This is a genomic window from Pseudidiomarina tainanensis, assembly GCF_004214835.1.
Taxonomy (GTDB): Bacteria; Pseudomonadota; Gammaproteobacteria; order Enterobacterales; family Alteromonadaceae; genus Pseudidiomarina; species Pseudidiomarina tainanensis.
Map to the genome: position 1 here is coordinate 1,717,669 of NZ_PIQJ01000001.1, position 22,265 is coordinate 1,739,933.

21 protein-coding genes are annotated in these 22,265 nt (G+C 46.8%); 9 read left to right on the plus strand and 12 right to left on the minus strand.

Annotated elements, in window-relative coordinates; genetic code table 11:
- The first annotated feature begins 31 nt into the window (after nucleotides 1-31).
- Nucleotides 32-3,199 carry a bifunctional proline dehydrogenase/L-glutamate gamma-semialdehyde dehydrogenase PutA gene (gene putA, locus CWI82_RS08385; protein ID WP_092854143.1) on the plus strand — a complete coding sequence of 1,056 codons (3,168 nt, stop codon included), beginning with the start codon at nucleotides 32-34 and terminating at the stop codon, nucleotides 3,197-3,199.
- Between the two features lie 42 nt (nucleotides 3,200-3,241).
- On the opposite strand, the gene CWI82_RS08390 is transcribed toward putA, so the two are convergent.
- From CWI82_RS08390 to CWI82_RS08400, 3 genes are all read right to left on the minus strand, one after another.
- Nucleotides 3,242-5,017 (minus strand): acyl-CoA dehydrogenase C-terminal domain-containing protein, encoded by a 1,776-nt coding sequence (locus CWI82_RS08390; RefSeq protein WP_092854141.1) that lies wholly within the window; start codon nucleotides 5,015-5,017, stop codon nucleotides 3,242-3,244.
- 79 nt (nucleotides 5,018-5,096) lie between these two features.
- Nucleotides 5,097-5,813 carry a general secretion pathway protein GspB gene (locus CWI82_RS08395; protein WP_130203152.1) on the minus strand — a complete coding sequence of 239 codons (717 nt, stop codon included), beginning with the start codon at nucleotides 5,811-5,813 and terminating at the stop codon, nucleotides 5,097-5,099.
- Nucleotides 5,813-7,264 (minus strand): ExeA family protein, encoded by a 1,452-nt coding sequence (locus tag CWI82_RS08400; RefSeq protein WP_092854137.1) that lies wholly within the window; start codon nucleotides 7,262-7,264, stop codon nucleotides 5,813-5,815. Before CWI82_RS08400 ends, CWI82_RS08395 begins: the two co-directional genes overlap by 1 nt.
- Nucleotides 7,265-7,368: 104 nt before the next feature.
- Between CWI82_RS08400 and CWI82_RS08405 the strand changes: the two genes are divergently transcribed.
- On the plus strand, nucleotides 7,369-8,481 hold the full coding sequence (locus CWI82_RS08405; RefSeq protein ID WP_130203153.1) for a hypothetical protein: 1,113 nt from the start codon (nucleotides 7,369-7,371) through the stop codon (nucleotides 8,479-8,481).
- A gap of 10 nt (nucleotides 8,482-8,491) precedes the next feature.
- On the opposite strand, the gene CWI82_RS08410 is transcribed toward CWI82_RS08405, so the two are convergent.
- Genes CWI82_RS08410 through folB form a run of 3 tightly spaced genes read right to left on the minus strand, consistent with a single transcriptional unit; the run spans nucleotide 8,492 to nucleotide 10,182 of the window.
- The gene (locus CWI82_RS08410; RefSeq protein WP_130203154.1) at nucleotides 8,492-9,286 is read right to left on the minus strand and encodes an undecaprenyl-diphosphate phosphatase; all 795 of its coding nucleotides are present in this window, start codon (nucleotides 9,284-9,286) and stop codon (nucleotides 8,492-8,494) included.
- Nucleotides 9,287-9,301: 15 nt separating this feature from the next.
- Nucleotides 9,302-9,832, minus strand: coding sequence for a 2-amino-4-hydroxy-6-hydroxymethyldihydropteridine diphosphokinase (folK, locus tag CWI82_RS08415; RefSeq protein WP_092854131.1), 531 nt, complete (start codon nucleotides 9,830-9,832; stop codon nucleotides 9,302-9,304).
- Nucleotides 9,829-10,182 carry a dihydroneopterin aldolase gene (folB, locus tag CWI82_RS08420; RefSeq protein ID WP_092854129.1) on the minus strand — a complete coding sequence of 118 codons (354 nt, stop codon included), beginning with the start codon at nucleotides 10,180-10,182 and terminating at the stop codon, nucleotides 9,829-9,831. Before folB ends, folK begins: the two co-directional genes overlap by 4 nt.
- 121 nt (nucleotides 10,183-10,303) lie before the next feature.
- Between folB and plsY the strand changes: the two genes are divergently transcribed.
- Entirely contained in the window at nucleotides 10,304-10,894 is a 591-nt protein-coding gene (gene plsY / locus CWI82_RS08425) for a glycerol-3-phosphate 1-O-acyltransferase PlsY (RefSeq protein ID WP_092854127.1), read from the plus strand.
- 4 nt (nucleotides 10,895-10,898) lie between these two features.
- On the opposite strand, the gene tsaD is transcribed toward plsY, so the two are convergent.
- From tsaD to CWI82_RS08440, 3 genes are all read right to left on the minus strand, one after another.
- The gene (gene tsaD, locus CWI82_RS08430; RefSeq protein WP_130203155.1) at nucleotides 10,899-11,921 is read right to left on the minus strand and encodes a tRNA (adenosine(37)-N6)-threonylcarbamoyltransferase complex transferase subunit TsaD; all 1,023 of its coding nucleotides are present in this window, start codon (nucleotides 11,919-11,921) and stop codon (nucleotides 10,899-10,901) included.
- 62 nt (nucleotides 11,922-11,983) lie between these two features.
- Entirely contained in the window at nucleotides 11,984-13,099 is a 1,116-nt protein-coding gene (locus tag CWI82_RS08435; protein WP_092854123.1) for a PilT/PilU family type 4a pilus ATPase, read from the minus strand.
- A 2-nt stretch (nucleotides 13,100-13,101) separates the two neighbouring features.
- Nucleotides 13,102-14,136, minus strand: coding sequence for a type IV pilus twitching motility protein PilT (locus tag CWI82_RS08440; RefSeq protein ID WP_130203156.1), 1,035 nt, complete (start codon nucleotides 14,134-14,136; stop codon nucleotides 13,102-13,104).
- 34 nt (nucleotides 14,137-14,170) lie between these two features.
- Here CWI82_RS08440 and CWI82_RS08445 point away from each other — a divergent pair, with 34 nt between their 5' ends.
- The 4 genes from CWI82_RS08445 to CWI82_RS08460 are packed head-to-tail and all read left to right on the plus strand — an operon-like array spanning nucleotide 14,171 to nucleotide 16,716.
- A complete protein-coding gene (locus CWI82_RS08445; protein WP_092854119.1) occupies nucleotides 14,171-14,884 on the plus strand; it encodes a YggS family pyridoxal phosphate-dependent enzyme in 714 nt (237 codons plus the stop codon).
- Nucleotides 14,881-15,708 (plus strand): pyrroline-5-carboxylate reductase, encoded by an 828-nt coding sequence (proC, locus tag CWI82_RS08450; protein WP_092854117.1) that lies wholly within the window; start codon nucleotides 14,881-14,883, stop codon nucleotides 15,706-15,708. Before CWI82_RS08445 ends, proC begins: the two co-directional genes overlap by 4 nt.
- 22 nt (nucleotides 15,709-15,730) lie before the next feature.
- Nucleotides 15,731-16,282, plus strand: coding sequence for a YggT family protein (locus CWI82_RS08455; RefSeq protein WP_092854115.1), 552 nt, complete (start codon nucleotides 15,731-15,733; stop codon nucleotides 16,280-16,282).
- On the plus strand, nucleotides 16,279-16,716 hold the full coding sequence (locus CWI82_RS08460; RefSeq protein ID WP_092854113.1) for a DUF4426 domain-containing protein: 438 nt from the start codon (nucleotides 16,279-16,281) through the stop codon (nucleotides 16,714-16,716). The genes CWI82_RS08455 and CWI82_RS08460 overlap by 4 nt, the downstream gene beginning before the upstream one ends.
- Here the strand turns inward: CWI82_RS08460 and CWI82_RS08465 are convergent, their stop codons facing one another.
- Nucleotides 16,717-18,456: a potassium/proton antiporter gene (locus CWI82_RS08465; RefSeq protein WP_325049928.1), complete on the minus strand. Its 1,740-nt coding sequence runs from the start codon at nucleotides 18,454-18,456 to the stop codon at nucleotides 16,717-16,719.
- 73 nt (nucleotides 18,457-18,529) lie between these two features.
- Here CWI82_RS08465 and rdgB point away from each other — a divergent pair, with 73 nt between their 5' ends.
- Together rdgB and hemW are read left to right on the plus strand one after the other, a co-directional pair.
- Entirely contained in the window at nucleotides 18,530-19,126 is a 597-nt protein-coding gene (rdgB, locus tag CWI82_RS08470) for an RdgB/HAM1 family non-canonical purine NTP pyrophosphatase (protein WP_092854109.1), read from the plus strand.
- Complete coding sequence (hemW, locus tag CWI82_RS08475; RefSeq protein WP_130203157.1) at nucleotides 19,123-20,268, plus strand: radical SAM family heme chaperone HemW; 1,146 nt, start codon at nucleotides 19,123-19,125, stop codon at nucleotides 20,266-20,268. Before rdgB ends, hemW begins: the two co-directional genes overlap by 4 nt.
- Nucleotides 20,269-20,279: 11 nt before the next feature.
- On the opposite strand, the gene trmB is transcribed toward hemW, so the two are convergent.
- The gene (trmB, locus tag CWI82_RS08480; RefSeq protein WP_092854105.1) at nucleotides 20,280-20,996 is read right to left on the minus strand and encodes a tRNA (guanosine(46)-N7)-methyltransferase TrmB; all 717 of its coding nucleotides are present in this window, start codon (nucleotides 20,994-20,996) and stop codon (nucleotides 20,280-20,282) included.
- A 125-nt stretch (nucleotides 20,997-21,121) separates the two neighbouring features.
- Nucleotides 21,122-22,204, minus strand: a complete 1,083-nt coding sequence (locus CWI82_RS08485; RefSeq protein WP_165383900.1) for an OmpA family protein — start codon at nucleotides 22,202-22,204, stop codon at nucleotides 21,122-21,124.
- Nucleotides 22,205-22,265: the final 61 nt, after the last annotated feature.

Consider the following 22,265-nt stretch of genomic DNA (forward strand, 5'->3'; position numbering starts at 1 on the left):
CAGCCTTGGGCTGAGTCCAACAGGAGATGCTATGTTCAAAGCGAGTGAAGTACTTGCGGCTCAGTATACCGGCGCCGACCTTGGTCGACTCCAAAAAGCGATAACTGCCAACTACTTGGTAGATGAAGATGCTTATTTGCGTGAGCTATTGCCTTTAGTCCCTCAAGAAGAATCAACTCTTGATACGGTAACTCAGGCAGCAACCGATTTAGTGAATAAAGTTCGCGACCGTGCTGATGGCGGTGGCGTCGACGCTTTCTTGCAAGAGTACAGTCTTGATACCAAAGAAGGCATCATTTTGATGTGTCTTGCGGAAGCTCTACTGCGTATTCCCGACGCGACGACAGCAGATGCTCTTATCCAAGATCGCTTGTCCGGCGGTGATTGGCAACGTCATATGGGACAGAGCGCTTCGTGGCTAGTTAATAGCGGAACGTGGGGTCTTGCTTTAACTAACAGCATGATTAACCCGACGGGGCAACCGATGGAAACGCCACGCGGTGTGTTCCGTCGCATGGTACGTCGCCTGAGTTCGCCGGTGGTGCGCAAGGCAACCTATGCTGCCATGCGAATTATGGGGACCCAGTTTGTTCTTGGTCGCACAATTCAAGAAGCCTTAAAAAATAGCCGAAATAACCGCGATAAAGGTTATACCCATTCATACGATATGTTGGGTGAAGCAGCATTGACGATGGCTGATGCACGTCGCTATCACGCTGATTATGTCAACTCGATTAAAGTTGTTGGCAAAGAAAACTTCAACAACCCAAATGCGCCGCGACCGACAATTTCGATCAAGTTATCGGCTTTGCATCCGCGCTATGAAGTCGCGAATCATGAACGTGTTCTTACTGAACTCGCAGCAAGCCTCACCGAACTGGTAAAACTAGCGAAAGAAGCTGACGTTGGTGTGAGCATTGATGCTGAAGAGATGGACCGTCTTGAACTCTCACTCGAGCTTTTCGAGAAGGTGTACCGCAGTGGCGTATGCAAAGGCTGGCCGCGCTTTGGCCTGGTTGTGCAAGCCTATTCGAAGCGAGCATTACCGGTACTTTGTTGGGTGACTGCGTTAGCGCGTGAGTGCGGCGATGAAATTCCTGTGCGCTTGGTAAAAGGTGCGTACTGGGATACCGAAATCAAACTATGCCAAGTAAACGGTTTACAAGGCTACCCAGTGTATACGCGCAAAGCCAACACTGACGTATCTTATCTCGCCTGTGCTCACTATCTAATGAGTCCGGCTACCGATGGCGCCATTTATCCGCAGTTTGCAACGCATAATGCACAAACGGTTGTCGCGATTCGTGAACTCAATAAGAAATACGAACGTCGTATTGAGTTTCAACGTTTGCATGGCATGGGTGATGACCTTTATGACACTTTGCTTGAGCAAGACCCGAAGGTAACCGTGCGTATTTATGCACCAGTGGGGGCTCACAAAGACTTATTGCCGTATTTAGTGCGTCGATTACTTGAGAATGGTGCGAACACCTCGTTTGTACACAAACTAGTGGACCCAGAAACGCCTGTTGCAGAGCTCACCGAGCATCCACTGCGTACCATGCTGAAGCATGAGCACTTCGCAAACCATAAGATTCCATTACCGACGCAGATTTTCAGCGATCGGAAAAACTCGTTAGGATTGAATATGAACATTCACTCGCAAGCTGATGATTTTATCAACGCCGTTCATCAATATCGTGATAAGCAATGGCAAGGTGGTCCGATTGTAAATGGTGATGTGGTTGATGCACACCATCGCGTCGCTATTCATAGCCCACAGAATACTAGTCAACAGATTGGAACAATTTGTTGGGGTGACAAAGCGCTCGCTGAGCAAGCATTACAAAGCGCAAACGCGGCTTATCGTCGCTGGCGTGATACTGATGTTAACGTTCGCGCCTCTGCGCTAGAGAAGCTAGCTGACTTAATGGAAGCAAACCGCAATGAACTTATTGCGCTGTGTACCATGGAAGCTGGTAAGAGCTTACAAGACGGTATTGATGAAGTTCGGGAAGCCGTTGACTTCTGTCGCTATTATGCGCAGCAAGCACGTGAATTGATGGGCGATGGTACGACATTGCCAGGACCGACTGGCGAAACGAACGAATTGTTCCTACAAGGTCGCGGTACATTTATCTGCATCAGCCCGTGGAACTTCCCATTAGCTATCTTTATGGGCCAAATCGCTGCTGCTCTAGTAACTGGAAACTGTGTCATTGCGAAACCTGCTGAACAAACCGGTTTAATCGCCTTCCGTGCAATTCAATTGGCATTAGAGGCTGGCATTCCTGGTGACGTACTGCATTATATGCCAGGCAGTGGTGCTGAAGTAGGTAGCTTCTTGGTTTCGCAAGAAGATATCGGCGGCGTGTGCTTTACTGGTTCAACCTACACTGCGCAGTCAATTAACCGTGCTTTGGCAGCCCGTACCGGCGCAATCGTACCATTAGTTGCTGAAACTGGTGGTCAGAACGCCATGCTCATCGACTCAACCGCCTTACCAGAGCAAGCGGTTACCGACATTGTTGCTAGCGCCTTCAAGAGTGCAGGCCAACGTTGTTCAGCATTACGCGTATTGTTTGTACAAGACGATATTGCGGATCGCGTGATTGATTTGCTCAAAGGTGCGATGGCAGAGTTAAAAGTTGGTGACCCGATGTTGCATGAAACCGATGTTGGCCCAGTGATCGATGGCGTTGCGAAAAGCAACCTTGAGCAACATATTAATGATATATCACAAGCTGGTCGCTTGATTGCTCGAGCGCCAATGCCTGAATACACCAATGGCGGCACTTTCGTTGCTCCAACTGCGATTGAGATTGATAGCATTAACCAGTTAGTCAAAGAAAACTTCGGCCCAATCTTGCACGTTATTCGTTATAAAACCAGCGAGCTTGACCAAGTGATCGAAAGTATTAACGGTACCGGTTTCGGTTTAACCTTCGGCATTCATAGCCGTAACGAAACCTTTGCTGCTGATATCGCTCGTCGTATCGATGTGGGTAACGTATACATCAACCGTAACCAGATTGGTGCGGTGGTTGGCGTGCAACCGTTTGGTGGTCGCGGAATGTCAGGCACTGGTCCGAAAGCTGGTGGCCCGCACTACCTCACCCGTTTTGTGACGGAAAAAACTCGCACCAACAACATTACTGCGGTTGGTGGTAATGCAACCTTGTTGTCACTAGGTGACTAGCGACAACAAGTTATTACGTTGAAATTCAAATAAGGTGGGCGACTAAAACTCGCCCACTTCGTGTTTATAAAGGCTCTCACTGCCGTCCTCAATCGCTCCAACCAAACCGTGGATACGCGGTAAAATACGAGCCATATAGAACTTCGCAGTTTTCACTTTGCTTGCCAGATACGGGCGCTCGTCAACTAACGGTTGAGCAACTTTTGCCATGCGCAACCACATATATGCAAATGCGACATAACCGACCAAGTTCAGATACTCGACAGCAACACTGTTGATGATATTTTCATCCTGTGTAACACGCTCAAGTACATGTTTCGTGACCTTGCCAACTAACTGAGTTGCCTCCGCCAATTGCTGATATTCTTTTTCTAAACCAGCTTGTGGTTCTGCTAAAAGAGCCTGAATATCTTCCAATAAAGGCTTAAGTAGTTCGCCTCGTGAACCAGCGACTTTCCGCCCCAATAAATCAAGTGCTTGAATACCATTGGTGCCTTCATAAATCTGAGCAATACGGGCATCGCGAACTAGTTGCTCTTGACCCCACTCACGAATAAACCCGTGTCCGCCAAATACTTGCTGACCAATCACAGTAGTTTCAAATCCGGTGTCAGTTAAGAAGGCTTTTGCCACCGGCGTGAGTAATTGAACTAACGCTTCGGCACGAGCTTTTTGCTGTGGATCTTGTGCATATTTTGCAATGTCTAACTGCTGGCCAACGTAAGTTGAAAAGGCACGACCACCTTCAACGAACGCCTTCATCGTCAATAACATACGACGCACGTCGCCATGCACAATTAACGGATCCGCTTCTTTATCCAGTTCACGCGTTGCTTTTGCGCCGCGACCCTGAATACGATCTTGCGCGTATTCCAAAGCATTTTGATAAGAGCGCGCGGCTGCGCCTAACCCTTGAATACCCACCCCAAGACGTTCGTAGTTCATCATGGTAAACATGGCTGGTAATCCTTGATGTGGCTGACCGACTAACCACCCTTTCGCCCCATCAAAGTTCAGCACGCATGTTGCTGAGGCATGAATCCCCATCTTGTGCTCAATAGAGCCGCAGTGAACGCCATTACGCTCGCCAATATCACCATCAACATTAACCAGAAACTTTGGTACCAAGAAAAGGCTGATACCTTTGCTGCCGGCTGGTGCGTCAGGTAACTTGGCCAGCACTAAATGAATGATATTGTCAGCAAGATCATGTTCACCACCAGTGATAAAAATCTTAGTCCCTGAAATGGAGAAACTACCATCGTCATTAGGTACCGCTTTTGAACGGATGATACCTAAGTCAGTGCCCGCATGCGGTTCAGTGAGGCACATGGATCCGGTCCATTGCCCTGTGATCATTTTCTCGAGATAGGTCGCTTTTAGACTTTCATCAGCGTGCTGATCGATCGTCATAATCGCGCCAGCAGTTAAGCCAGGATAAAGTGAGAACGAGATATCAGCTGCGCATAGCATTTCTTCGTACTGGGCGGATACACTTTTCGGCAATCCCATGCCACCGAACTCAGGGTTAGCGGTAACACCAACCCAACCGCCTTCGGCTAGTTGTTTAAAGTTTTCTTTGTAGCCTTTTGGCGTAGTCACAACGCCATTGTCAAAAGACACGCCTTCTTCATCTGCGGCGCGAGCATTTGGAGCAATGAGCGTTTCTGCTAACTTAGCGCCTTCATCGATAATCGCTACAGCGGTATCAATATCCAATTCAGCAAGCTCGCCGAACTGCGCCCAATCTTTATCAACTTGGAAAACGTCCTGCAGTACAAACTGCATATCTTCACGTGGAACACGATAATCCGCCATAACAACACCTCTTTGCTGACGATGATTTCACGGTGAAATCAAACAGTAGATTTAAACAGGTGTTTTAATAACAGATTCGTTATGGCTTTGTCCAGTCTTCTAAGGCGGGTTGCTGAAAAGCTTGATCATTTTTTGACAGCACCACGTGTGCAGGTGCGATAGCTAAGATTGTCAAACCTTGATAACTTTCGCCTTCAAATAAGCGGATGCCACTAAACTCAATCCAACGCGAGTTAGGACGGGAGGAATATTGGTGCCCATCGTAGCTAAAGCTTGGAATTGAACGCTGAAAGCTAGGGTTTAATTGCGCCAGCGTTGGCACCACACTTAAATTTTCTCCCTGTTCCCCTAATGCGCTTTCGAACGCACTGAGCATTTCGGGAGAAATTTGATTGAGGTCAATCGCTTGATTATCGTTCACGACCGAGCTGTCGGCTTGCTGTTCTGCTGCACTGATTAATTCTTCGCCAGATTGCTCTGTCACTTCAGGCTCTACTTCTCTCTCAATACGCCAATTGGGCTGAATAATAGCGACCACAGAGCCGAGCTGATATTGCGCTGGCGCCGTTACTGGTTGTTCATCTTGTGATACTGCCGAATGCGTGCCGGAAGCGTTATTCATCAATTGCTGACTAATTAACCACCCCGAAACGCCAGCGATGAAAATGACCGCCACCGCAATAAATAATTTTATCAGAATACCGGTGCCTTGTTGCGCAGACTGCAGAGCGATCGACCCCGGTTGCTGCAACAGCGGCGACTGTTGATTGCGCAACGCTTTAAGTACGGAAGACATTAACGCCCCTCCAAAATTTGAGTATCAGCTAAGCGCGGACCTGATGTCGTGTCATTAGCACTCAACCATGCCAATGTTAGTGCATCCAGTTGACCCGTGACTTTCACACCAGCTTGCTGCTGCACATGTCGAATTTGCGCGGTGACTTCCTCGCGTCGATCAGCACCATGCTTGAGTAACTGCTGCGCCAGCCATTGTTGATACACGGACTGTTCCTCTTCAGCATCACCGTCGAAATAGCCTGGCGGCTGCGCAATCACAATCACGAACTCACCTGTCCAATCACTATTTGGTGTAGCGGCTTTATCGTTTACCAACTGATACGCGCCATCTTGTAACGTCAACAGCGCTGGGATTTCCGGGATAAGAATTTGATCGAGACGCGCACTCCCGCCTAGGCAAAGTAATTCAAACGACTGGATCCATTCACAAAAAGCTTGTTGCTGCGGTGGATTCGGAAGTCTCCAAGCCTGTGCCAACAACTCAATTCCCGATTTATTCGTCGGCGTCGACACAGCCATTGATTGTGGCGTTTCAACCTGGCGCCAATACCAGTTTCCTAATCCAGTTAATCCCGCAATCACAACACAAGCCGCTAATAACTGTAGCCAACCGAACTGACCACGAGCTCTATGCTGCGGTACTGGACCGTCTAATTCGTTCGTGGCAATTTGAATATGACGCACCGATACTACCGGCAGTTGCTCGTTATAAGCCGCAAGCAAAGCGCGGTCACAAAGTAAGTTTAATCGACGCGGAATGCCTTCACTTGCCTGATGGACTTTTTTAATAGCTTTCTTGTCAAATAATCCGCGCTGCGCGCCGGCTACCTGTAACCGATAATTAATGTAGCGTTCAGAATCAGCCAATTGCAGCGGTAACAGGTGATAACGAGCCGTTATACGCTGCGCTAGCTGACGTAATTCGCGCCGGCGCAATAAATCTTGTAATTCCGGTTGACCAATTAGTATAACCCGCAGCAATTTGTGCTGATTCGTTTCTAAATTCGTCAGTAGCCTTAGTTGCTCAAGTACCTGTGGTTGCAAATGCTGCGCTTCATCAATTAACACCACACACTGTTGATTTTGCGCATGAGCCTCGAGTAAAAATTGGCTGAGTTTATCGGTTAGTTGCTTCGCTGTTACCTGGCTTTTGTTGTACTCAATACCAAACTCATCGCAAAGCGTTGCCAGCAATTCATCTGAGTTCAACATTGGGTTTAAGATGAATGCGGTACGGGTTTGCTCCGGAAGTTGTTCTAATAGTGCACGCGAAACGGTCGTTTTCCCGGTGCCGACTTCGCCGGTCAGTAAGATAAAACCGCCGCTACCTTGCAAACCATAACTGAGATGTGCGAGCGCTTCTTGATGGCGCTCACTGAGATATAAGAATTGTGGATCGGGTGCAATTGAGAATGGCTCGGTGTGCAATCCAAAATAATTGAGATACATGGCAACTTCGCTGCATTAATAGTTATAGTATGAAACAGTGTAACGACTCGCTTGCATCAGAGCTAGTGATTCGCGATGATCATTAAAAAGCAAAAGGAGCAAATGTGGAAGTTTATCTCGTCGGTGGCGCAGTGCGTGATCAACTCTTAGGTAAGTTCGTTCATGAACGCGACTACGTGGTAGTAGGCGCGCGCCCAGAAGATATGCTTGCGCAAGGTTTCCGCCAAGTCGGCAAAGACTTTCCGGTATTTTTGCACCCGCAAACTGGCGAAGAATATGCTCTTGCCCGCACCGAACGTAAATCTGGAGCAGGCTACACTGGCTTTACAATTTATGCCGCCCCCGACGTTACCTTAGAGGATGATTTAATCCGTCGCGATTTAACTATTAATGCTATTGCACAATCTGCAGATGGCAAGCTCATTGACCCCTATGGTGGCGTTAATGATCTCAAAGCTAAAACACTACGCCATGTGTCTTCAGCTTTTGCGGAAGATCCGCTAAGAATATTACGTGTCGCCCGCTTCGCTGCTCGCTTTGCAAGCGATGGCTTTACCGTTGCTTCTGATACATTACAACTGATGCGCAAAATCAGTCATAGTGGGGAGCTCAAAACACTCGCGGCGGAACGCGTTTGGCGGGAAACTGAAAAAGCTATGGCGACGGGTTCGCCGCACGTTTTTTGGCAGGTATTACAACAAAGTGAGGCATTTGAGCCTTGGTATCACGAGTTAAAATCCAACATTAATATTAACCAGCTCAAATCTTACATAGCCGAAGTGGAAACAGCTGCTACTCCCTCATTAGCTTGGGCACTCAGTTGTTACTCATTGTCAGTTACTGAACTTGCCAAGCTCCACGAACGACTAAAAGTTCCTAATAACTATGCCGATATTGCGATGGCGGCTCGAAAACTGAACTGGAAAAAGACAGAAAAAGTCGACGCGTCATGGGCATTTCATGCCATTAGTAAGGTTGACGGCTGGCGACGCCCAAACATTGTCCATGAGTTGCTTTTTATATGGCAAGCGCTCGGTATGGTGCAGGCTGATATTGAGCGAGTGCAACGAGCATTCGCACAAGCGCAGCAGGTTAAGGCTGGTGATGTGATTGCTACTGCTCAACAAAATGGTAATGAACTCAAAGGCCCCGCCATTGGCGAGGCAGTAAGCGCAGCACGGTTAACCGCAATGCGCCATTGCTGGTCGCAAACTTAATAACCTAACTCTAAATAAAGAAAGCGAATAACACAGCGCCAAGTGCTAATCGATAGATGACGAAAGGTAGCATGCCCATGCGGCTAATCACCTGCAAAAACACGTGAATACAAACATAAGCTGCAATAAAAGATGCGACAACACCAAGGAAAATTGCTGACCATGCAACCGCTTCTGGTTGTTGCACTAATTTCATGCCTTGATAACCACCGGCCATAATAATAATCGGAATGGACAGCAGGAAACTAAACCGCGCTGCGTCGGTTTTTGTCAAGCCCAGCATCATGCCTGCAGTCATGGTGATGCCTGAACGCGAGGTACCTGGAATCAGCGCGAGTGCTTGCGCGGCGCCAATAATCAATACTTGTTTTAACGACAATTGTTCAATAGTTTGCTGCTGTGACGCACGCACATCGGCGTACCAAAGCAATAACCCAAATGCGACAGTGCTGGTTGCAATAACCAACGCCGACCGCGCAAAATTTTCGATTAAATCATTGCCCAGCAAGCCGGCTAGTCCGGCGGGGATAGTTCCCCAGATAATCAACCAAGCGAGACGACTATGCGCATTATGTTGTCCACGCAAACTCCCAAACCAGTTGACCAATAGCTGCCCTACTTCTTGACGGAAATACAACATGACCGCTAATAAGGTACCTACGTGCACTGCAACATCAAAAGCTAACCCTTGATCTTCCCAACCAAATAACTGCGAAGGCAAAATAAGATGTGCCGAGCTAGATATCGGTAGAAACTCGGTAAACCCTTGAATTAAAGCAAGAATGATAGCTTCCCAAATGCTCACAGTACAAACGTCCTTCTAATGTGAATGGTCAATAATAAGGTAAGGTAGCGGTTCAAACGCTAAGGATATCGGCTCTAGTTTTTGTTCACCAGAATAATTTGACCAATGTTCGGTAAATGTTTTATTGGTAATCGGATGACGCACGTCCGGGCTCAATTCAGCTAGCGGCCATAACACAAACGCGTTGGTTAAAATTTCGGCGCGTGGCAATTGCACTGGTGCAGCGCTAACCACAGTATCGTACATCAGCATGTCAATATCGAGGGTGCGGGGACTAAATCGGGTTGCACTACCATCATGGCCATGAGCTTTCTCTATGGTCTTACAGATTGTCTGAATTTCATTAATCGAAAGGTCGGTCTCTACACAGGCAACCAGATTATAAAAACGACTACCTGTAAAACCTACAGAATCGCTTTCAAATACCCGTGATACGAACAGCGGCCGCTGCTCACTTGCAAAAGTGTCATGCAACGCACAAATGCCCGCTTTAATAAAATGCTCGCGGTCACGATTACTGCCGATACCAAACCAAACCCAACTCACTGCGCTAGCCTGATAATTTCAACAGCTGTTTGACGAGCGGCGGCAACTGCCTGGGGTTTGCTCACTTTTACTCGAACACGTGGCGCATGAAACTTTTCAAGCACCAAGGTCGCTATTTCTTCGGCGACGGTTTCGATAAGAGCACGCGGACGCGCCTGAATTAGCTGAATAATGGCTTGGCTCAAGGCATCATAATCTAATGCATCTTGAAGTTGCTCTGACAAAGCTGCTTTACGATTGTCCCAATCCATTTCCAAATCTAATATTAATGGTTGTGTTTGCTCGTGTTCCCAATCGTAGACGCCAATAAATGCATCGACGACTAAGCCCTCAATAAAAACTTTATCCATGGAAGAGTCCGTATCAATAGAAATTCAACGCTAAAGCACTTATGCTATGGGTTTGCATAGTAACGGAAAGCGAACCAGAAGCAAACGGCAAAACTCTGTCGTCAACTTAAGTGAGTCAGCTATGGGTGCCCTGATAATATTAGCGATTATTTCAGCCTATTTGTTCGGCTCTATTAGCAGTGCTGTTCTGATTTGTCGCTTATTCGGTTTACCCGATCCCCGCACGTCTGGTTCCAACAATCCCGGTGCTACCAATGTTTATCGCTTAGGTGGGAAACTTCCAGCAGCGTTAACATTATGGTTTGATGTTCTAAAAGGTATGATTCCGGTATGGGGCTCATATTTTCTTGGAATAGAGCCCTTCTACCTCGGAATCATCGCTGTTGCAGCCTGTCTTGGGCATATTTTTCCACTTTACTTCCATTTTCGCGGCGGTAAAGCAGTAGCAACAGCGCTGGGCGCAATGTTTCCAGTTGCATGGGAAATGGCATTGCTGTTGATTGCGACTTGGCTGGTGGTATTTAGAATCAGTCGAGTGTCATCAATGGCGGCACTAGTAACGGTAAGTTTGGCACCGTTTTATGCGTTTTGGATAAAACCTCAGTATACAGTTCCAGTCATCATGATTTCGGTGTTAATCATGTGGCGTCACCAATCGAATATTGTTCGTTTACGCAGCGGCCAAGAACAACGAACTCGCCGAAACGATTAATCGATTACGAGCCACTCGGTTCCGAGAGTTCTGCCAGTGGCCAGCGAGGGAAAGTTTTCACAGCAATATCAGTTCGCTCGCCAGCTAATAAGCGTTGCGCGCCAGCAAATGCGATCATGGCGCCATTATCAGTACAAAATTCTGGGCGTGGAAAGAATACTTGGCCGCCAATACGATCGGCAAATTCAGCTAGCTGCTCGCGTAAATGTTTATTCGCACTCACCCCTCCAGCAACCACCAACCTTTTTAAGCCAGTCTGTTCCAAAGCACGACGACATTTAATCACTAAAGTATCAACAACAGCATCCTGAAATGCGCGCGCCACATCGGCAAGTTGTTGCGGTGAACCGTCGGTAGCGGCAATCGTATTTGCTGCAAAAGTTTTTAAACCGCTGAAAGAAAAATCTAACCCAGGGCGGTCGGTCATTGGACGCGGGAACTTGTACTTGTTTGGCAAACCTTGCTCGGCCATTTTAGCAAGTCGCGGTCCGCCTGGGTAATCAAGTCCCATCAATTTCGCAGTTTTATCGAAAGCTTCGCCAGCGGCATCATCAACAGACTCGCCCAACAAGGTGTATTTACCGATGCCATCAACCTGCACGAGTTGTGTATGTCCACCCGAGACTAACAAAGCGACAAACGGAAATGCCGGCGGGTTATCCTCTAACATCGGTGCGAGCAAATGTCCTTCCATGTGGTGAACCGCGATTGCTGGAATATTCCAACCGAATGCCAGACTACGGCCAATACATGAGCCGACTAACAAAGCACCGACAAGCCCTGGTCCTGCGGTATAAGCAACACCATCAATATCATCAGCTGATAAATTTGCGTCAGTGAGCGCTTTTTGAATTAGCGGAAGCGTTTTGCGGACATGGTCGCGTGACGCCAATTCTGGCACCACGCCACCGTAATCAGCGTGTAGTTTAACCTGCGAATATAACTGGTGTGCTAATAAACCTTGGTCGGTATCATAGATTGCAATACCGGTTTCATCACAGGACGTTTCTATTCCAAGCACACGCATGTTAAGCCTCAAAAATCTGGTGTAAAAAGCGGCGCACAGTTTACCCCAGATTTTCGTCAAAGTCAGTCGAGATCGACCGTTGCTCCTTGCAACGCGCTATCATCGTCGCTGGCATTACTATCGCCACTTAGTTTTATACGCAAACGTAGATCATTCGGCGCATCGGCATGACGTAATGCTTCGTCATAACTGATGCGGCCAGCTTTGTAGAGATCAAACAACGCTTGGTCAAAAGTTTGCATGCCGAGTTCGCGTGATTTCGCCATAATTTCTTTAATTTCACCCATATCGTTGGTTGCGATTTTTTCTGCAACAATTGGGCTATTGAGTAAAATTTCGATTGCCGCAACTCGGCCACCATCAATGGTCGGAATAAGCTGTTGCGCCACAATGCCACGCAAGTTCAACGAAAGATCGAACATCAATTTACCAATTTTCTCTTTCGGAACCATGTGCATGATTCGTTCAATGGCTTGGTTGGCGTTATTGGCGTGCAATGTGGCGACACACAAGTGACCCGTTTCAGCGAAAGTAAGTGCGTACTCCATTGTTTCTTGCGAACGAATCTCACCCACAAGAATCACGTCTGGCGCTTGCCGTAATGAGCTTTTTAAAGCCGCTTCAAACGATTCGGTATCGCTACCCACCTCGCGCTGCGTCACCATTGACTTGGCATGTTCATGAACAAATTCAACCGGGTCTTCAATCGTTAAAATGTGACCTTTGGAGTTTTGATTGCGATACCCTATCAATGCTGCCAACGTGGTTGATTTACCGGTGCCAGTGCCACCAACAACCAACATCAAGCCGCGCTTGTTCATGATTAACTTCGTCAATACTTCTGGTAATTTAAGCTCTTCAACCGTCGGAATTTCAGTGACGATTCGACGCACGACCATGCCAGCACGTTGACGCTGCCAAAACGCGCTGACTCGGAAACGCCCAATTCCCTCTCTAAAAATCGCAAAATTTGACTCTTTCTCATCCATGAATTCTTTCAGATGTTTATCGCCAAGAGCTTCTTTTACAATTGCTAAAGCCGCGTTATCACTGAGTTTTTGTTCAGTTAATGGGGTTAATTCACCATTAATTTTTGCACTCGGTGGCAAGCCCGCTGAAATAAATAGATCCGAGCTATTTCGCTCCACCATTATTTTTAATAATTTATCTAAAACCATGGTTAGAAAGAGTCCTTATTCGCGGCTTTTGCTTTTGCGTCAGCACGAGAAACGAGGCCTTGGTTCAGCAGGTTCTGCAAGCATTGATCGAGTGTTTGCATCCCATGCGCTGCACCGGTTTGAATCGATGAATACATTTGTGCGATCTTATCTTCGCGAATCAAGTTTTTAATCGCAGAGGTCGCAATCATAATTTCGTGCGCGGCGACACGGCCACCGCCAACTTTTTTCAATAGTGTTTGCGAAATGACGGCACGCAGTGACTCTGAAAGCATCGAGCGAATCATCGGCTTCTCATCGCCGGGAAATACGTCAACAATACGGTCAATAGTTTTTGGTGCAGACGTGGTATGGAGCGTACCAAATACTAAGTGACCCGTTTCCGCGGCGGTCATCGCCAGTCGAATGGTTTCAAGGTCACGCATCTCACCCACGAGGATGACGTCAGGGTCTTCACGCAATGCTGAGCGCAATGCATTATTAAAACTATGGGTGTCACGATGCACTTCACGTTGGTTGATCAGGCTACGCTTGTTCTTGTGCACAAATTCGATTGGATCTTCAATGGTCAGAATATGATGATATTTACTTTCATTGATGTAATCGATCATCGCCGCTAACGTGGTTGATTTACCTGAACCGGTCGGCCCGGTGACCAACACCAAACCACGCGGGTTGTCTGAAATAGTTTTGAAAATTTCTGGAGCGCCCAGTTGCTCTAGTGTGAGTACTTCACTCGGGATAGTCCGAAATACAGCGCCAGCACCACGGTTCTGCACAAAGGCGTTAACCCGGAAGCGCGCTAAGTCAGGAACTTCAAATGAAAAATCGCATTCTAAGTTTTGTTCGTATTCTTTACGCTGGCGATCATTCATGATGTCGTAAACCAGCTCCTGCACCTGCTTATGGCTAAGCGCAGGGATATTTATTTTACGAACGTCACCGTCTACCCGTATCATAGGAGGCGAATCAGCTGATAAATGTAAGTCTGACGATTTATGTTTAACAGCGAAACTGAGTAACTCAGTGATATCCATATAACAGCCTCTTGTAAGTGAGTTTTAGCAATTGATGAATAGCATAGCTGAACGCATAAAAGAAGTCCGTAATGAAATTGCTCGCGTTTGTGAGCAGCATGAAATCGTGCCAAATCGGGTAAAATTAATTGCGGTAAGTAAAACTAAACCCGCATCAGATATCGTCTCGGCCTATGCCGCCGGCCACCACGACTTCGGCGAAAACTATGTACAAGAGGCAATTGCAAAGATTATGCAATTGTCGGAATACGACATTACCTGGCATTTTATTGGTCCTATTCAGTCTAATAAGACACGTGATATCGCTGAGAATTTCGCATGGGTTCATAGCGTCGATCGCGTCAAAATTGCTCGCCGCTTAGCGGAGCAACGACCCGCACATTTACCACCGTTAAATGTACTTATTCAGGTGAATATCGATGATGAGCAATCAAAAGCTGGTGTAGCGCCCTCCGAAATCAATGAGCTTGCAGCGACTATTAGCAATTTCCCACAATTACAATTGCGCGGATTAATGACAATACCTGCCGCGCAATCGAATCCAAGTGACTCCGGAGCAAGCTTTGCCGCAATGCAGCGGTTGTTTTTAGACTTACAGTCCCAATATAAACAAGTGGATACCTTATCAATGGGCATGAGCGGTGACTGGCCATACGCTATCGCAGCGGGAGCCACTATGATTCGAATTGGCACCGCAATATTTGGCGCTCGTGCCCAAACACCCAAAAATACAGGAGACCTTGCATGACAACTTCGCCTCGTAAAATCGCCTTTATCGGCGCCGGGAATATGACTCAAAGTATTGTCGGAGGCATGGTCAAAAGTGGCTACCCAAGTGATCACATTTATGTCAGCAATCCGAGTCCAGAAAAACTCGACAAGCTAAAAACCACCTTGCAAGTACATACTAGCCAAGACAACCAAGTCGTCGCTGAAGCTGCAGATGTGATTGTGCTGTCAGTCAAGCCTCAGCTCATGGCGGATGTTTGTGCCACCCTGAAGCAACAAGTTGCAAATCTAGACAAAAAGTTAATCGTCACTATCGCTGCCGGTATTCGAATCGAAAAATATCGTCAATATTTAGGCGAAAACATTCGTATGATTCGGGTGATGCCGAATACACCATCGCTCGTGGGCAAAGGTATGTCAGGCCTCGTTGCGGATGACCGTGTATCCGAAGCTGACAAAGCATTTATAACCGACGCTTTTGATGGTGTTGGCGCCACTCTGTGGGTCGCTGACGAAGATGAATTAGATATTCTCGGTGCGGTTGCAGGCAGCGGTCCTGCATACTTTTTCGAGTTTATGGCGAGTTTACAGAAAGCAGCAACAGCGCTCGGATTCGACCGTGACAAAGCACGTCAAATGGTGCAACAAACCGCATTGGGTGCAGCTGAAATGGCTATCGCCAGCAAGTTAGAGCTCGAAGAGTTACGTAAACAGGTGACCAGTAAGGGTGGTTCAACTGCGAAAGGCATTGAAGTTTATCAAGCCGCAGATATTGATGACATTTCGGGACAAGCCGTAAAGGCAGCAGTGCAACGTAACCAAGAAATGGCTAAACTGTTTTAATTCATTTATCTAGAGAAGCTTTATGAACGCATTACGCTTTTTGGTTGAGATTGTCTTTGATTTATTCCTAATCGTTGTGTTGCTCCGCATTTGGATGCAGGCTGCACGGGCTGATTACTTTAACCCAATGAGTCAGTTTGTCGTGAAAGTAACAAACCCGATTGTAAAACCGTTGCGGAGCTTTTTACCAATGGTCGGCCAGTGGGATATTGCGACGATGGTTCTGGCCTATCTGGTTGGTATTGGTAAAATCCTTATCCTTTCCAACATCGCCGCCGGTATGACACCAATGTTCAGCGACACCTTGCTGATGGGGTTAGCCGTTGTGCTATTTCAGTTTCTGTCATTGCTCTTTTGGTTAGTTATCATTATGGCAATTATGAGCTGGTTTAACCGCGGTTATAATCCGATGATGGCAATGATTGAGCAATTAACCCAACCATTCTTGGCACCGATTCGTCGCATTATTCCGCCCATTGGCGGCCTTGACTTATCCGTACTAGTATTGATTGTTGCGATTCAATTTATCCGCATATTGTTGGGTAATCTGTTTGGTTTAGGAATGGGATTATGAAGCAGATTTTCATTACTGTTTTCACAATTTTTCTGATTGGCTTGGGCAGTAACGATCTTCAAGCAGAACAAAGTAAGCGGTTAGGCGCTTGGGAAGTACACTACAATGCCTTCAATTCAACTTTGTTGCGCCCTGAAATGGCGGCTCAGTATGGGCTATCGCGAAGTGCAACGTTAGCCACCTTGAATATTTCGGTGCTTGATGCCACGGCGCCAGGAAAACCGGCGCAACAGGTAGAGATTTCAGGCTATGTGATGAACCCATTGAGCCAACAACAAACGCTAGACTTCAATGAAGTTATTGAGGGTGAAGCGGTGTATTATCTAGCTCAAACCCGCTTCTCTAATCTTGAAACATTGCGGTTTTTTATCACAATTAAACAAGGTGACCAGACGCAAGAATTGCGTTTTCATAAAGAGTTTTGGGCCAACTAATTAGTTGGTCTTTTCTTCTAGCAGTTTCACACCTACTTGCTTGATAAAGCCATCGTCAGTAACGTCTCGCACCGTTAATATGACTCGCTCAAGTTGTAATTGGTCACCAATGACCACGCGACGATGGAATCTCTCCGTGAAGTACTCATGTATGGACATACCGAGTAGTCTACTATCGAGATCACCGACTGGATAAAAGCTAGCAACGTCTTTCAACATTAATTCGCCACGCAAAGTGAAATCACCAAAGAATTGGCTACTCTGCAATTCAGTGGGTTTACCACCAGCGGCAAGTACACGACTTATGGCATCGACATGTTTGAGTTTCGCAACAACAATCACGGTATCAGACTCTTGCAAAACGGGCTGACTTTTCGGCAGTAACCACTCACCATCACGAATAATGCCGACAAACTCAACGTCAACATTCCAACGCAATTCATCCCAATGATGATCACAAGCCGGTGAGCGCTCACTAATTTGATAAGCCCAGACTTCCATCGGATCTTTACTGCCAACGCGATCTAACGGCATCCGTCTATCTGGCTCGGCCGGAGCCGGAACTTCGAGACCTAGCCAGCGTGCCATCGGCGCAAGTGACCAGCCCTGCACAATCAGCGAGACCATGACCACCATAAAAGCAATATCAAAATAAAGCTCTTGGTTAGGAACCCCAGTTAACCATGGATAGAGCGCCAAAATAATGGGTACCGCGCCGCGTAACCCAACCCAGCTAATGAACACTTGTTCGCGCCACGGAAATACAAAAGGGATGAGACTAATTAATACTGCTAACGGCCGCGCGACAAATATCATTAACACCGCGACACTGAGTGACAAAGTCCAATACTCCATTAAGTGCGAAGGCGTTACCAACAACCCCAGTATTAAGAACATCATGATTTGACTCAGCCACGCGAGACCGTCTTGTACCTGCAAAATGTGAGGTAATTGCGGTAATCGTGAGTTGCCAATTTTGTAGCCCATCAAATAAACAGCAAGGTAGCCACTACCACCTATACCCGATGTCATGGCAAAAATAACCACAGCTGATGCCGCCGCTAATAAAGGGAAAAAGGAAAACTGAACGGAGATTTTTTGCGCAATCCAAACGAATGCTCTACCACCAACCCAGCCGGCAAAATATCCAAAGACAACCTGTTGAACAATATCAAGACTCACCCAACCTATCGAGAAACTCTCTGCCGACGCAATAATCGAAGTCAGCGTCATGGTTAGAATAATCGCCATCGGATCGTTAGTACCTGATTCAATTTCAAGTGTTGAAGCAACCCGTTGTTTGATGCGCAGATTTTGCGATTGAAAAATACTGAATACCGCAGCCGCGTCGGTCGAACTGAGAATAGCACCAATCAGCAATGCAGTTGGCCATGGTAAGTCAAACAGCCATACAACCCCTGAAGCTGTTAATGCGCAAGTTAAAGCTACACCAACAGTAGCGAGACTAATCGCTGGCCACAGAGCAACTCGAAAACGCTCTTTGTGCGTGCGCATGCCCCCGTCAAAGAGAATAATGACGAGCGCTAGCGAACCAATGAAAAAAGCCAGCTCTGGATTACTAAATTCAATGCCAAGCACGCCCTCTTCACCTGCTAACATTCCTACAACCAGAAAAGTTAGAAGCAAGGGGGCACCGAGTCGATTAGAAACAACAGCTGCTAAAATACTAATTAGCAGCAGTGAACCCATCAACAGCATGATTCCAGTAATGCTGGTCAAATTTTCTCTCCTTGGTCACAATGCTTATGACCCGTATAATAACAGGCAAATATAAAATTCGGGTGAAAAATTCATGCAAGAATTGGTTTTAGCTACTGGTAACAAAGGCAAAGTCGTTGAATTGGAGGCGCTGTTACAGCCGTTTGGTTGGAACGTCAGACCTCAGTCTGCATGGCATTTTGCCGAGGCCGAAGAAACCGGATTGACCTTCATCGAAAATGCAATCCTCAAGGCGCGACATGCTGCACAGCATACCGGTTTGCCAGCTTTAGCTGATGATTCAGGGCTAGCCGTTAACGCGTTGCAAGGAGCTCCCGGTATCTACTCTGCCCGTTATGCTGGGCCTGAATGCAATGATCAGGATAATATCGAAAAGTTGTTAGATACACTAAAAGACACCGCACCAGAACAACGCCAAGCAAGCTTTCACTGTGTTCTTGCCTATTTGCGTCATGCTAACGACCCGACGCCAATTATCTGTCATGGACGATGGGATGGGATGATTGCGACAACACCGCAAGGCGAACAAGGTTTCGGTTATGACCCAGTATTTTGGATACCCGAACTAAATTGTACGGCAGCACAACTTAGCACAGCTCAAAAACAACAACTCAGCCACCGTGGGCAAGCTTTACGCCAGTTCGTTAAGCAACTACAGGCGTCCCTATGAGCCACCTCAAATTGCCGCCGCTATCTTTGTATGTCCACATACCTTGGTGCATTCAAAAGTGTCCATATTGTGACTTTAATTCACATGCTTTAAAACATGATATTCCCGAGGCAATTTATGTTGCCCGATTACTGGATGACTTACGAGCTGACTTAGGTTGGGTTCAAGGACGCAGTCTCTCAAGCATTTTTATCGGTGGTGGCACACCAAGCCTGTTTAGCGCCAGCAGTATCAAACAACTCTTGGATGGCATCAGTGCGTTAATTCCCCTGCAGCCTGACTGTGAGATCACCTTAGAAGCAAATCCAGGTACCTTTGAAACAGAGCGCTTTTCAGGATTTGTCGACGCAGGCATCACGCGATTATCAATAGGCGTACAAAGTTTGCAAAACGAGCAGCTCCAAGCGCTAGGTCGAATACACGATCCGCAACAAGCAATCGTCGCCGCCGAGCATGCTTCGAAATTAAACTTAACTAGTTATAATCTTGATTTGATGCACGGCCTGCCGGGTCAATCTCTAGCGGATGCAATGGCAGATTTGGATGGTGTTATTGCGCTGAACCCACCTCATATTTCTTGGTATCAGCTGACCATAGAACCAAATACGGCATTTGCTAGCCGCCCACCGCAACTCCCAGAAGATGATGAGTTATGGCGCATACAAGAACACGGACATGACAAATTAGTTGCCGCGGGTTATCAGCAGTATGAAGTTAGCGCCTATGCAAAAATCGGGCACCAGAGTAAACATAATCGCAACTATTGGATGTTTGGCGATTATCTTGGCATTGGTTGCGGTGCGCACAGCAAAATTACCTTACCCGCAGCTGGTGAAATTGTTCGTTGCGAAAAAATAAAGCATCCACAAGGTTATCTCGATCTTACCCGAGCGCTACGTTATAAAGAGTGGCTCGTGGACGCAGATGAGCGTCCGTTCGAGTTTTTTATGAATTACTTCCGCTTATTAGAACCGGTACCAAAATCGTCATTTGAAGACTTAACCGGCTTATCAAGCTCAGTGGCGGATGCACTCCTCACTGACGCCATCGCGAAACAGCTGGTGATTGATCAGGTGGATTATTGGGAAACGACACCGCTAGGACGACGCTTTCTTAATAGTGTTCTCGACTTACTCGTATAGATTTGAACGGGTTATTCTACCCGTTCAAATTTCAAATCCCACACACCGTGTCCCAAGCGCTCGCCACGTTGCTCAAACTTAGTCAATGGCCGCTCCGATGGTCTCGGAATATAAGTATTCGTTTCTGACAAATTACGCCATTGCTTCGCAGAATTCATCACTTCTAACATATGCTCGGCATAATTCTCCCAATCGGTTGCCAGATGAATGATGCCACCGATAGCCAACTTGCGGCGTAATAGCTCAACAAACTCAGGCTGAATTAAACGGCGTTTATGATGACGCTTCTTATGCCACGGATCTGGAAAATAAACTTGTACAGTCGACAAGCTACCGTCAGCAATACAATCTTCGAGCACTTCCACGGCATCATGCTCAAAAACACGCAAGTTGGTTAAGCCAGCTTCTTCGGCGTCCATTAGACAAGCGCCGACACCTGGTCGATGCACTTCAATACCAATGAAGTTTTTTTCTGGTGCGGCGGCGGCCATGGCAACCAGCGATTTGCCCATACCAAAGCCAATTTCCAATACTGTGGGGGCTTGACGACCAAACACATCGGTTAAATCAAGCAATCCTTGATCGTGCGTTAACCCCATGGTTGGCCAGCTTCGTTCAAGAGCGGCAGCCTGACCTTTGGTTAAACGACCTTCACGCTTAACAAAACTGCGGATTTTCCGAATGTACTTTCCTTCAGCTTGGGCCTTTTCTAAATTCTCTGAGCTCATGGTGCCTCTGTGTGTTAATGCGCGATCAAGTGAATCTTAAAAGTTTAAATTTGCGGCGCTCATTATGCAAAAAGGCACGCCAAACGCAAGTTTGGCGTGCCTTTAAAAGTAGAATAATCGTTGAATTATTCTTGAACAGGAACCTGTTTAGTCACTGACATAACAGCTTCGATACGACGGTTCTTCGCGCGATTTTCCGCTGAATTATTCGGATACTTCGGACGACTCTCGCCGTAACCTTCTGTTGTTACTCGAGAAGCTGCAATACCGAAATCGTTGATCAAACTATTACCAACCGATTTCGCACGACGCTCAGACAACTGCTGGTTATATGTTGCAGCACCAGTGTCATCGGTATGACCTTCGATAACCACGGTTAGCTGTGGATACTCTTTCAAGAACTCAGCTGTGTCTGCAATATCAGATTTCTGCGAAGCTGGAATTTCGTCTGAATTTAACGCAAAAGTTACCACTAACTCACGAGTTACTGTCTCATTTGCATACATAACACAGCCTTCTGCATCGACTTTGTAACCAGCTTGAGTATTTGGACACTTGTCCATGTCATCATTGACGCCGTCGCCATCAGAGTCTTTTGCTACTGGAGCAACTGGCGCAGGGGCTGGTTCTGGTGCCGGAGCAGGCTCTGGTTTGGTATAGGTTGATGCAGTTGAACCACCAAAGTAGTAACGCAAACCGGTCATTAGCATGAATTCAGTTAAGTCACCATCGCTCTGTTGCACGGCTCCTTCAAAGGAGATTGCCCAATTATCGTTTAAAAACTCTTTATAACCTGCACCAACGCGCACGAAACGGTTTTTGATATCGCTAAACTCGGTTGAGTTAATACCAATTGCACCGTATACATTTGAGGTGAAGTTATAAATTAAATCTACACCATAGGCGCTGCCGGTCGAATCATCGCTCGAAGTTTCTAAATCACCGCGCAAATAATCATAATACACGCGATAACCCCACTCTGGAGTGAATTGATAACCAACTTCTAAACCACCCATGAGCGAATCAAAACCACCACCGAATGATTGTACTTGATTATTTTCAATAACCCGACGGTCTGAATCGGTGCCAAATACCCCAATACGAGGCCCAACATAAATACTACCCGGCTCATCGCCTTCGAATGCCATGACTGGTGCAGCGATTAAAGAAGAAATAACAGCTGCAGATACCATTGATAACCGTTTCATGAGATGCTCCTTATGTTTTCTCATAGGCCGATTTAATAACGTGATTGCATTATAGTACAAA